This window comes from Bradyrhizobium sp. Rc2d, assembly GCF_900099855.1.
Taxonomy (GTDB): Bacteria; Pseudomonadota; Alphaproteobacteria; order Rhizobiales; family Xanthobacteraceae; genus Bradyrhizobium.
Genome location: NZ_FNCU01000063.1, coordinates 35,057 through 46,362, shown reverse-complemented (window position 1 = coordinate 46,362; position 11,306 = coordinate 35,057). Strand labels below are relative to the sequence as shown.

11 protein-coding genes and 1 pseudogene are annotated in these 11,306 nt (G+C 58.2%); 6 read left to right on the top strand and 6 right to left on the bottom strand.

Annotated elements, in window-relative coordinates; translation table 11 throughout:
* On the top strand, positions 1 to 199 hold a 199-nt coding region (locus tag BLV07_RS41165; protein WP_176946101.1), incomplete at its 5' end, for a phasin family protein.
* 1,402 nt (positions 200 to 1,601) lie between these two features.
* Here BLV07_RS41165 and BLV07_RS41155 read toward each other — a convergent pair.
* From BLV07_RS41155 to BLV07_RS41140, 4 genes are all read right to left on the bottom strand, one after another.
* Positions 1,602 to 2,681, bottom strand: coding sequence for an MBL fold metallo-hydrolase (locus BLV07_RS41155; protein WP_244551399.1), 1,080 nt, complete (start codon positions 2,679 to 2,681; stop codon positions 1,602 to 1,604).
* Positions 2,682 to 3,112: 431 nt separating this feature from the next.
* Positions 3,113 to 3,646 (bottom strand): hypothetical protein, encoded by a 534-nt coding sequence (locus BLV07_RS41150; protein WP_143035676.1) that lies wholly within the window; start codon positions 3,644 to 3,646, stop codon positions 3,113 to 3,115.
* A gap of 211 nt (positions 3,647 to 3,857) precedes the next feature.
* Positions 3,858 to 4,703 carry an ABC transporter substrate-binding protein gene (locus BLV07_RS41145; protein WP_244551398.1) on the bottom strand — a complete coding sequence of 282 codons (846 nt, stop codon included), beginning with the start codon at positions 4,701 to 4,703 and terminating at the stop codon, positions 3,858 to 3,860.
* 294 nt (positions 4,704 to 4,997) lie between these two features.
* Positions 4,998 to 5,450: a cupin domain-containing protein gene (locus tag BLV07_RS41140; protein WP_091897953.1), complete on the bottom strand. Its 453-nt coding sequence runs from the start codon at positions 5,448 to 5,450 to the stop codon at positions 4,998 to 5,000.
* 613 nt (positions 5,451 to 6,063) lie between these two features.
* Here BLV07_RS41140 and BLV07_RS41135 point away from each other — a divergent pair.
* The gene (locus tag BLV07_RS41135; protein ID WP_091897951.1) at positions 6,064 to 6,453 is read left to right on the top strand and encodes a hypothetical protein; all 390 of its coding nucleotides are present in this window, start codon (positions 6,064 to 6,066) and stop codon (positions 6,451 to 6,453) included.
* A 4-nt stretch (positions 6,454 to 6,457) separates the two neighbouring features.
* Entirely contained in the window at positions 6,458 to 6,817 is a 360-nt protein-coding gene (locus tag BLV07_RS41130) for a hypothetical protein (RefSeq protein ID WP_091897949.1), read from the top strand.
* A 110-nt stretch (positions 6,818 to 6,927) separates the two neighbouring features.
* On the opposite strand, the gene BLV07_RS41125 is transcribed toward BLV07_RS41130, so the two are convergent.
* Positions 6,928 to 8,733: an adenylate/guanylate cyclase domain-containing protein gene (locus tag BLV07_RS41125; protein ID WP_091897947.1), complete on the bottom strand. Its 1,806-nt coding sequence runs from the start codon at positions 8,731 to 8,733 to the stop codon at positions 6,928 to 6,930.
* Between the two features lie 154 nt (positions 8,734 to 8,887).
* Between BLV07_RS41125 and BLV07_RS41120 the strand changes: the two genes are divergently transcribed.
* The 3 genes from BLV07_RS41120 (at position 8,888) to BLV07_RS41110 (ending at position 10,079) form a co-directional block, all read left to right on the top strand.
* Positions 8,888 to 9,268, top strand: a complete 381-nt coding sequence (locus BLV07_RS41120; protein ID WP_143035675.1) for a hypothetical protein — start codon at positions 8,888 to 8,890, stop codon at positions 9,266 to 9,268.
* 59 nt (positions 9,269 to 9,327) lie between these two features.
* On the top strand, positions 9,328 to 9,684 hold the full coding sequence (locus tag BLV07_RS41115; protein ID WP_091897943.1) for a hypothetical protein: 357 nt from the start codon (positions 9,328 to 9,330) through the stop codon (positions 9,682 to 9,684).
* A gap of 104 nt (positions 9,685 to 9,788) precedes the next feature.
* The gene (locus BLV07_RS41110) at positions 9,789 to 10,079 is read left to right on the top strand and encodes a hypothetical protein (RefSeq protein WP_210187851.1); all 291 of its coding nucleotides are present in this window, start codon (positions 9,789 to 9,791) and stop codon (positions 10,077 to 10,079) included.
* 1,063 nt (positions 10,080 to 11,142) lie between these two features.
* Here the strand turns inward: BLV07_RS41110 and BLV07_RS50520 are convergent.
* Positions 11,143 to 11,226 (bottom strand): annotated as a pseudogene (locus BLV07_RS50520) (hypothetical protein); the annotation flags it as partial.
* Positions 11,227 to 11,306: the final 80 nt, after the last annotated feature.

Sequence of the window (11,306 nt, the reverse complement as noted above, 5' to 3'; positions counted from 1 at the left end):
CGATTTTTTCGTCCATCTGTTCGGCAGCAAGTCAGCGACCGATGTCTATACCTTGTCGGCGGCGCAAGCGCGCAAGGCGTTCGACACCGCCTCCGACCAGAACAAGGAATTGTGGGCGCTTGCCCAGAAGCTCGCGACGGAAACGGGTGAGCCGATCAGGAAGCACTTCACCAGGGTTCTCCACCAAGGCGGCGGCTAAAAAAGCGCGCTCAATTTCACATCCAGATTCGTTTGAGGAGGGATCCGGCCGGTTGGAGCACGCCGAGCTGAGCGAGCACGCCCCCCACTGCCCCATGCTCGATCAACAAGTTGCGCGATGCCCCCCAAGTACCGCGCACCGACAAGCGGCGCATTCCAACCGGCCGGTGCTTTTCTGCAAACTACAACAAAGACAAATCGCAAGGGGAGGGCAACATGGGAATGGTCATGGTCAAATGTCCGCAAACCGGACACGCGATTCCCACCGGTATCCAGACTTCATGACCGGCTCATGGATTTCGGCCGGGACAAGGTGCGAGACATTCATGAACCCTCTATCGGCGAGCGACGTGTTCTTTACGGTCGCCATCATGAGCGTCACTTTCCTGGCCGAGGTTGGGCTCTTTATGTTGATTGGAATGCTTTGAAAGGAGCGCGCGATCTGGGCAGCGCGCCGCCGATGCGAGGTCTAGGACTCCGCAAGCTTCAACAGCGGGGGAAATGCAGACATCACCCGAGGTCGCAGAAGGGTCAATCTCGACCCTGAAATGGCCCGCTAGTCTGCTTCCGTTGGCCCCCGAGGAGCCGACCTCAACCTGGGAATCGGGATCGGCAGGGGTGGGCATCAGCAGAGGCGTCCGAATGGAAAGATGCGGTCAAGTAAGCAGCCGCTTACCTGGTCAATGAAGAGCGGGAAATCGAGAGAGGCTTCGGCAATCGGACGCGCTCGTAGAGCACAGCGGCCGATCGTCTCAGGCCCAAACCCGAAAGTGCAAGTCGCCGCGATTGCCCAGCTTCTCGCTTCGTTACCCAGCGGCAAACACCGGTGACAGTCTAAGGCTGCCTCTCGGGCGGCCTTCTGCTCTGAGCGATAGTTATTAGGCATACACGACGCCGGCCGTCGGAGCTGGTAATTGCGCTGCTAGTAAGTGAGGTCGAAAGCAAAGCTGTGATATTCGGAGGTGTTACGGAGGCGAACCTGCCGCAGGATCTTAAAAACTCGCGCCGATCGTCTTCTTCTGGAGAGGACATTGCGCGCTCCTATAATTTTTGAAATATTTATTAGTCGATTAGAGAGTTAAGCAGTTCAATCACGAAATGTAACCAAATCCCGTCTCGGTATCGGAGACCCGACGCCGCGGGCATTGAAATCTTCCCGAGGTCCGGTGCGGGTCAACAGCTGCGATTTGAGCCTCGGCCAATGACTTCCGGTCTGCCCCACACTTCGGACATGTCCCTGCGCCGGGCAAACAGTCGCGAAGGGCCAAATCCGGACATTGTTAGCACGAGGCTTACCGCCATCGGCATCGCACTACTCGTTCGGCATGGCTATGCGATTTAGATCCTCCAGCATCTGCTACAGCCAGCAATTGCCCCCCGTTCGCGGATCGCGGGTGTCCTTGCTAAGCAGCGAAGATGAAGCGCGTGCCCGTGTAGGAGCGCAGGAGCTTGTTCGGCATCTCGATCTTCGTCATCTCGTAGAACGGCTCACCAGTGCAGTGCAGTGGAATGACGTAGTCGATGTCGAGACCCTTCAGCGCCGTGATCGTGTTGCGCACATAGTCCTCCTTGTAAGGCGCGAGGTGGAACCCGCCGATCACCGCGTGAATCTTGCTGATACCCGAAGCCGCTTGGGCTTGTTTGATCGCGTTGATTACCCCGCGATGGCTGCAAGACGTCAACACGATCAACCCGCGGCCTTTTAGATTGAATGCAGTGGCGATCTCGTGCCGGAACTGGTCCGGGACGACAGTCTTCGTCCGTTCGTCCTCTGGAAGCTTGTCAGCATAGCATCCAATGCCGCGATCCACGCCGATCTTCATGGCGCTGGGGGACAGCAGCTTCTCAAAGCTCGTTTGGCCGATAAGCCCCGTGGTGAAGCCGTGATCAGCGACCAGTGCCGGCCCTTCCGCATAGGTCACAGCAACATTGGCACCTTCCAGTGCCTTGCGATCCAAGACTCCGAAGTCGGCGCGCACCGGGGGAGCCGTCCATTCGCGGGAGCAGAATGCGTCCTCGCCGCCGATGTAAATCGGTAGCTTGGCTTTGAGCTTGCCGTTGTTTTGTTTAAGGAAGCCGGCAAGACCGCCAAAATGATCGTAGTGTCCGTGGCTCAAGACAAGGGCATCAATCGCGGCCGGATCGATGCCTACGAGATTGGCGTTGTTGACCAGCGCGTCCGGTGTGAACCCGAAATCGACCATGACATGTCGTGTTTCGGCGCCGCGCCGCGACTCGACGTGCATCGACAGGCCGAACTCACTGATCAACGTTTTACCCGGCGGCTTGCCACCGCCGATGCCCCAGCCGAAGTGCTCAATCTCAACATCGGAAACCTTCCGGCTCGGCGCGACAGCGAATTGGTAGCTGTCGACGACCACGCGCACTGCCACACGATCGAGCTCCGGAACCTTCCCGGCGATCGATTCTGCGCGTACCGGCTTCCCGCTGCCGATCAGCGTCGCCACGACGGCGCTGAACAAGGCAGCACTGCCGCCGCATACCACATCGCGTCGATGAATTGCGTTGCATTGGCAAAGTAGCACGATCAAATCCTCCCTTTACGTGGCCTTTGCTGCCGCAAGGCATCACGCGGAAACGCACTCCAGGGCGGAGGCGTTGGGGTGCCGAACACACCAGCGTCTGGCAGCCCGCACACCGAGGATTAGACGCATCCTATCCCGCGCGGGATAGCGTGGCGAGTCACATTGGTCCGATTCGGGTCCAGCAGCTGCCTTTGTCGCCCGGCTCAAATTAGTTCTGCTTGTGTCTCGGAAGCCGACATTGCGGCCAGGAACGGACATACTTAGGCAAACGCAGCCGCAAGACTTCTCGTTCGAAATGCAAAGGCCCCGCTCGGTTTCGGCCGCAGCGGGGCCAGTCTAGATGCTCTCATGCAGGTGGTGCCAAATGTTCATTTGGTCGGGTCGGGTCGCGAACTTCCGACGGTAGCCGGAATTTTGTACTCGCCGCGGAGTTCATCCCATAGGGCCGTGTCGCTGACTAGCACGACGTGGTACTCACCGCGGCCCGTGATCCCGGTATATTTTCCCGTGCCGCCAGTGAACTCGAAGGTGCCGCGGAACTCTTTCGGCTTCGCGTCTTTCAGGACGTACTTGGCAAACACCTTGGATCCGTCGGCCTCTGTGAAGGTCTTATGGCCGCCGCTGGAATTGCCAGCATCCGTTAGATCAACAACCTGGTAGCGAGCCTTGTCGAGGAAGGGCTTGCCATCGGCATTGAATACGGCGCCGTCGTATTCGGTGACCGACACCGTGTGGTCGGCCCTGTCTTCCAGCTTCACGCTCTTACTGGACAGGGTGACCAGAACGGCTCGACCGAACCATTGGCCCGCTTCTTCTGCCAAGGCCGGGACAGCGGCCGCCGGGAGTGCCAAAGCAAGCACAACACAACCGCACATCCACGATGAATTGAGATGATACCTCATGGTGTCCTCCCAGATGGGTTACAGGTTACAAATTTGGTCGGAGCAAGTATCTCCATCGTCGATTTCCACGATGGCAATCATACCCTGCTTCGAAGGAGGACTTGCGCAGAACGCTGTATGGATGATGCGTCGATTAGACGCGTAGTCTTGCACGTTTCCGTTCAGATCGCGGCGCTGCCAAATGATGCACGGCTCACGCGCTGCAGCATGTCTATTCGATCACCTCATCGGCGCGGATAAGTAATGAGGGCGGCACGGTGAGGCCGAGCGCTTTGGCCGTCTTCATGTTGATCACGAGCTCGAATTTGGTCGGCTGCTCCACCGGCAGATCGGAGGGTTTGACGCCTTTGAGGATTTTGTCGACGTAGCCGGCTGCGCGGCGGAACAGATCGGCTACATCGGGGCCGTAAGCAATCAATCCGCCATCGGCGAATTGTCGGAATAGATAAACTGCGGGCAGATGGTGTTTCGCCGCGAGTGCGATAACGCGGGGGGCCTCGACAAAGGTCAGAGTATCGCCAAAAACAATCATTGCATCGGCGCGCTGGGTAGTGGCCGAGGCAAAGGCGCTATCGAGCTCTTCGGCCGTGGTCGTCTCGACTATCGGCAGAGCCACGCCGAGCTTACTGGCTGTGCTAGGTACCTCATTGGCCAACACAAGCTTGTGCATTGGGTTGCCCGGATTGACCAGGATCGCAATTTTCGCGGCGCTTGGCACCAGCTCAATTCGTTTTGCGACCCAATCTCCCGGCGCGTAGGTCGCAAGACCCGTTATGTTGCCGCCTGGACGCGATAGGCTTTGGACGAGGCCAAGCTCCACGGGATCGAACACGGCTACGAACACAATCGGAATGGTAGTAGTTGCAGATTTCAGGGCTACGGCTGCCTGCGGGTTGGAGCCAATGAGCAGATCGGGCTTGAGGGCGACTAGTTCGGCCGCGAGAGCCGGTATGCGCTCGGGATGGCCCTCGAAATACCGGTAGTCAATGATCAGGTTCTTCCCCTCGATCCAGCCGTGATCGCGCAAGCCCTCGCGGAACACTTTGAGGATCGGCAAATTCTGGAAGCCCCCAAGCGAGCCGATGCGGCGAGGCGTCCCTTACGCTCGCGAACGCCGTGGGCAAACGAGCAGCGCCGCAGTGCCCGCTATGAACTCGCGCCGCCTCATTCGATCCTCATAGCAGCTTGAGGACGATGAACGCAGAGTATCACGCCTCGATGGTCGTTTACGCGAGACGATGTCCGCGTCGGGTCAGTCGAGGTTCGTGGGAGACAGGTCCGGTCTACCCCTGACAGCTGCTCGGCTCGGGACACTAACGAGTAGTTTGTTGCGCCGCCCTTGGCGCTCTTTTTACTTCTTGCGCGGGTCGTCGGCCGGGTTAATGAACTCGATGCCCCCTGGCCCGGTGAACACAATTTGGACGATCGTCTCCTCGTTTGTCGTCCAAACATAATGGGGATGCTTCGCTGTCAGCGCGAATACGGAACCCGCCTTCAACAGCTCTCCTTGCGATGGGTCGAACTTTTCACCCATGGCATTCCCGAAGTTGCCGCTCATCACGGTGACGACCTCGGCGTAAGGATGTATGTGCGGGGCAACTTTATAGTTCGGGGGGAATTTCACGCGTTGGACGATTGTCTCGGCTTTGGTCGGGTCACCGATCAAGATCACGGTTTGCACACCCTTGAAGACCGGATGCTCCGTCCATGTTAGCCCATCGGGCTTGACCACTTTCATCGCGTTTTGGGCCATCGCAGGACCTGCAAACAGGATCAATGTCGCGACGACAAAAGACTTTTTCATCCTAACCTCCCAATTAGCGAAGCTGGACAGCGCAAATTTTACGGCAAAATACAGAATCGGGCACTAAGCCATTAGGGGGTAGCGTTGAACGGTCCATCGACTAACCCGCCAATAGCCGATATCACAATAGGCTCAGCCTTGTTCGGCTAGGGCCAGGAGACGACATTGGCGAGCGGATGATGTGAAAGAGGCCGCCAACGCGGACGGCCTCTTGTTCGATTAGTGAGGAGAAACTTCGATTAGCGAGCAGAAACCATTGCGGCCACACTGAACGCCACCACGCAGGCGGCGGCAAGTGACCAGAGCACTATTGCGATCTCTCTAGGCATAGAGATTCAACACCGCTTGGTATTCCGGGTTCCTTTAGGGGCGCGGCGGAAACGTTTGCCGTGGCGGCGCTTCATGCCTAGTTGGCGCCGGCGTTCTCGTTGCAACAGTAGGACGCGTCGGCTCCTCGATTCTGTTTCCACGCACCATCCAAGCAGCAAGGCGCTGCAGGCTACGACGCCACGCGCTGAAAGACGGTTCGGCAACATCATCGTCCATCCCACAACTATTAGCTGCGGCAGGGTTTACGATCAGTTGCAATTTGGGAAAGAGCGGCAAAAAATTGATGGCAACCTATTACGCATACCTTTTGGACGAGGCCGGCCATGTGGCCAGCCGGATCGATCTGGAATGCGCCGACGATGAGGCAGCTAAAGAACGCGCGCAGTACCTACCGCATGAAAACGGCGCGGAACTGTGGCTGCTAGATCGGCTCATCGCTGTCCTCGGGCCAACCGTCCAGGCTCAGCATCCCATGGACGTCGCCGATAAGCTGGAAAAGCTTTTGACCGACGCTGAGGATTGCGCGCTGCTCAGCAAGCTTGCCTCTGATCCCGCCAAGCGCGAACGCTTCGCTCGGCTTGCCAAAAGAGCCGACCGATCATCCCCATGGATGGGAGGGCAACGTCGCCGACGTCAACGCGCACCGTCGCCGCCAGTTGTGAATAAGAGGTGACCCGATGTTCGACCGCAATCGCATGATCGAGATGCACTTGCAGATGCTTGCCGAGCTGGGATGGAAGCCGCCGTCCGGTGACGTAATTGATGAGATCGCCAACGGCGGCTTACTGACCGTCGCGCAGGCGGCGACCATCTGCGAAGTGACCGACCAGACGATCTACCGCTGGATCGAGGACGCGAGCAGCAAGGGGCAGTCGCTCCGCAAAAAGACCGCGACGTGGTTGATCGGCACAGCTTGGCTGCTTGACTACCTGGAGAGCTATCAAGGCGGGCTACCGGCACGGGTGAAGGCTGATAACCGGCTGCGCGAATATTGGTCGATCTGGTCGCAGTCCCGGGACCTGCGTCGGGTCGAGTGAAGGAGTGTGCGACCGGCCGAGGGCTTGCACCGTCGGTTCTTTGTTAGGGAGCGCTATAATCCGCTCTGGGGACAAATTGGACTTCCAAACGGGTTTAGGCTGCCTTTGGCCTATGACCCATCTCCGACACCACCCTCCGGCACCCCGGCCATGCGCATCCCTTTAATGACGCGCCTGCTTCCGGCGCGGAACGTCGAATTGCCGCGATATGGATAAGCTTTGAAGCGACGGATACTAAACGTTGGATCAAGCGCAAGTCCCTCTTTCACAGCAGCCCGCGCCTCATCCAGCTCTCCGAGATGCGCAAACGCAGCGGCGAGACAAAATCTTGCATAGGGATAATTTGGATTAGCTTTCAAACATCGACGTAACCACTCAACTGCTTCGGTATCGTCTCCGAGGTGCAGTTTGGCGAAACCAACATAGCTCATCCACCGATGTACACCTTCATCGCGAGGAGACAAGTGCAGCGCTTCGTTTACATGGGCTTCCGTTTCTGCGGCGCGACCGACACATATTTTGGCGGCGCCGATGAAAGCGTGGGCCTCGGCCAAATTCCGGTTCAAAGCCAATGCATACTCGAATTCAGCAATACCTTGCGGCGCGCGGTTCGAACACAATTGGACGGCACCAAGATACACGTGAGCAAGGGCGTGCTGCGGAGCCAAAGATAGTGCCCTGATCAAGGCCGCTTCGGCCGCTGCAAGGCGTACTGCAGGGTCATCGAGGATAAAAAGACCGGCGCTTGCCGAATCGATTGCCGCGATTCCGACCAGCGCATCGACGTTGTCGGGATCGAGCTCTAGGGCGCGTTCGAAAAAGCTCCGCGCCTGCGTCATATGAAAGGGAGTCCAACGCTTGTTCCAACAAGCCATCCCCTGGAAATACAAGTCTAGAGCACTGGGGTGCAAGGAGCGTTCTGCACGCCTCGCTTCAGCCGCGATGAGCTGAGTACTCAACGCATTGGCGAGTCTCGAGACGATTTCATCTTGCATGTCAAAGAGATCGGCCATCAGTTTGTCAAATCGTTCGGCCCAGAGATGGTTGCCGGTTGCGGCGTCGTTCAATTGCACGTTTACCCGAAGCCGATTGCCACTTCGCTGCACCGACCCTTCGAGCACGTAGCGGACGTTCAACTCCCGTCCGATCTGTTTGAGATCGACTGCCTTGCCTTTGTAGGTGAATGCGGTGTGTCGGCCGATAACGAACGAGCCCCTGATGCGCGATAAGTCCGTGGTCAGGCTCTCGGTTACACCATCGACAAAATAGTCTTGCTCGGGATCACCGCTAAGGTTGGCGAAAGGCAGCACCACGATGGAAAGACGGGGTGGCGAAAATGGGTCCGTCCTTCGCCCACTCTGTGTAGTCGGGCTAATTCCATCCCGGACCATGGCATAGGCTCGAACCGGGCGGTCGATATTCTTGAAGTTCTGCTCGCCCATATCGACGAACTCAGCCCCGACCTTGCCTCGTACATGTTCGTAGGCAGAAGACGAGATGCAGATGCCACCGGGCGCTGCAATGCTCTCCAGCCTTGCCGCAATATTGACGTCGTCTCCAAAGATGTCGTGGAGCTCGACGATCACGTCGCCGATGTTGACGCCGACGCGGAAAGCAATACGCCTGTCTTCCGCGTCGCCGAGCGTTAGTTCCTTGATGCGGGTCTGAAACTGCACAGCAGCTCGAACCGCTTGGACGGCGCTCGGAAATTCTGCCAAAAGTCCGTCGCCGGTGTTCTTCACAATGCGGCCGCCGTGTTCGTCGATCGCCGGGTTGACAGTGTCTGTTAAGAGCGCGGCCAGTTTGGTATGGGTCGGCTCTTCGTCGCTATGCATGAGCCGTGAATAGCCGGCCACGTCAGCGGCTAGTATCGCCGATAACCTGCGCTCGACCCGGGCTGGTCGGTTTTGCACCATAGCATTGAGACCTCTCGCCTTAATTATACGACAGTCCCGCTAAGATGCCCACCAGGCTAATATCGCTTATTGGCACAATAACCTGCACCGAATGTGGACCGCTCCACGCGGCGAGCCTACGCAAATCACATTACGTCGGCCCTACCGTGGCGGCATGAAAAATCCCTTCAGAAAAACACCCATGCAGAAACTCGAAACCATCATCGCCTCGCTGATGACGCGCGGCGAACAGCTCGCCACAAAGCGCGCCATGGCGCAGGTCGCCTTGGACAAGGCGATCACCACCCGCCAGCAGGCGCTTCTGTCGGGCGACTTAGGCGACCAGCGTGCCCTGGATAAGTTGCAGGCCAGCGTGGACGCGGCGGCATCAGCGTTGGCCAGCATCGATGATGCGCTCGTCCTGCTGGCGCGACAGAAGACGGAGGCCGAACGCCAGCTCGGTGCCGAACGTGAGCGCATCGAGCGTGCCTCGGCGGGGCGCGCATCCGGCTGCTGTGGCCGAGATGATCGCCCGCTCTATGCCGCAGCGGGGTGACAGCATTGTCGCAGTGTGCCGCGCGCGCATGCTCGCGCGGCACAAGAAGGCATTAGGCGATGTCTGAAGAAAATCCGGCCGAGGCCGGCAATGCGCAGCCCGTGAACTGGCTCGGCGGGATGGAGGCCGCTGCCCAAGTCGAGGTTGGCGACAGTGGCAGCGGCCTGAATGCGGAGGTCGATGAGTACTATAAACTTCTCTCCTCACTCGGTCGCACGTACGACGAGGACTGCCGGGTCGCTATTCACGAGGCGGGCCACATCGCGTCAGCGCGCCTGTTGATCATCAAGTGGGTGGCGCGACGGTGGACCCGGGTTCGGGCTACGAAGGCCGCGTATGGGGCGAGCGGCACGTGGAAGCGTTCGCTGAGGGTCGCGGCGATGCCTCCGATGTACGGGAGGCCATCGCGCCTGTGATGCCGAAGCCGGGGGATGATATCAGCTCGGTCTCTGACGTATTTGCGAATGTGTATAGTCACTGCATGGAGCTGGCAGCCGGTCGGGCCGCTGAGTGTATGCTGTTGGGCGACGGCGATAGCCGGTCTGCTGCCGACGATCTGCGGCAGGCGCGGGAGCTGGCGCTGCTCATCTGTAAGAGCGAAGACGCCGTCGAGAGCTTCCTCGCGCATTGCGATATCGCCGCGCGCGACCTGCTGATGCCCTATGGCGATGTCGTCATAGTGCTGTCCATCGTGTTGCGTATCAAGCGCACGCTGGATGGTGCTGAGATTGACAAGATTATCTGGGACGTGGAAGCGCCTAGGGTGATGGCGAAGGAGCACCAGCGCGGGGCCGAGTGGCGAAAGATGTGATCACGCTGATGCCGTAGCCGTGCCCCGTTCTGCACCAGAACGTGTGCGGTAATGAGCGACCTCAACGATTAGAGGGCACGGCGGAGGTAGCCGGCCTGATGATTGCTATGGTCGATTATTCGAACCAGATACCACGCAATACCGAGTGGCCGAGACGGAAAAAGGCCGCCCGAGGGCGGCCATTTTAGTGCAATGCGCCGGCCCACAATAGATCGGGATCAAACGTACTTGGCCGGGACTGATTGCAGCCAACCATTCTTCAGCGACCGCTGCTTCACAAATACAGTTGCAGTTCTGAAATGAAGCGGAGTGCGCTTGTTGAGAACTTACCTGTGTTCTAAGCGCAGCATGGCTGATTTCGCGAACAAAGGAAAACGGCTCCAGTTGTGGGGCTGGAGCCGTGACCTTCCTGAAGAGCGCCTCGACTTTGGGGGACTTGGAGGACTCGGAAGAGGCCATCATCCTGCGCGCAGCTTTGCACGCTCGTCAACTCAGAAGCCAAGACGAAAAGTTAAGACGATTGCGCTGTCATCAGTGACCGTGAAATATCGGACTATCGCTCGCAATCTCAGTCTGCAGGATTTTACTTCGACGCATCAGAAATAATAGACTTCCGGAAAACAAGCTGAACGGGAGGTTCGCAGTGGAGAAGGTACGACGCTTGCGCGCGATGGGTTCGCTGTGCCGTCAACAGGCCGCAAATGGAAGCTCCTCGCCGAAGCAGAATATTGGGAGCACGTAGCTCAGCTTGAACTGGCGTCCTACTTCGAAGAATGCAACGCCAGTTCGACCGGTTCGCATGATCTGGCCGCGTGAGATAACTACTCTGAAGCCCAAAGCTGGGCCAATTCTTCGAAAAATTGGGGGCGTATAATGAGAAGCCGTTACAACCGCGTTATTCTGAGCCAGCGCACTCAGGCGCTCATTTGTCAGCGTGCCGAACTGGAGATCCTTCGAGCCCGAGTGCAAGAGGCCGAGGAGAATACACGTCTCCGAGAATCGGTAGATCCGGTGAAGTCAACCATTCACTAGCGGACGCGGAATTGTGTCGTTTTGCCGGCCTTTACTCAACATGGCTTCGACCTGTGTGATCGTCCGGGATACGAAAGTCGTCGAGGGTTTTGCCCGAGGCCAACTGTGCACTGAGCCAACGGGGCTGCTTGCCTCGCCCAGCCCAAGTCTCGGTGGGTCAGGATTTCTGTACTTTGGAAGCACTCGTGGACACTG

Coding starts and splice junctions, on each gene's coding strand:
- BLV07_RS41150 (WP_143035676.1), bottom strand. CDS start 3,646: ATGAGGTATCATCTCAATTCATCGTGGATGTGCGGTTGTGTTGTGCTT.
- BLV07_RS41140 (WP_091897953.1), bottom strand. CDS start 5,450: ATGAAAAAGTCTTTTGTCGTCGCGACATTGATCCTGTTTGCAGGTCCT.
- BLV07_RS41135 (WP_091897951.1), top strand. CDS start 6,064: ATGGCAACCTATTACGCATACCTTTTGGACGAGGCCGGCCATGTGGCC.
- BLV07_RS41130 (WP_091897949.1), top strand. CDS start 6,458: ATGTTCGACCGCAATCGCATGATCGAGATGCACTTGCAGATGCTTGCC.
- BLV07_RS41125 (WP_091897947.1), bottom strand. CDS start 8,733: ATGGTGCAAAACCGACCAGCCCGGGTCGAGCGCAGGTTATCGGCGATA.
- BLV07_RS41120 (WP_143035675.1), top strand. CDS start 8,888: ATGAAAAATCCCTTCAGAAAAACACCCATGCAGAAACTCGAAACCATC.
- BLV07_RS41115 (WP_091897943.1), top strand. CDS start 9,328: ATGTCTGAAGAAAATCCGGCCGAGGCCGGCAATGCGCAGCCCGTGAAC.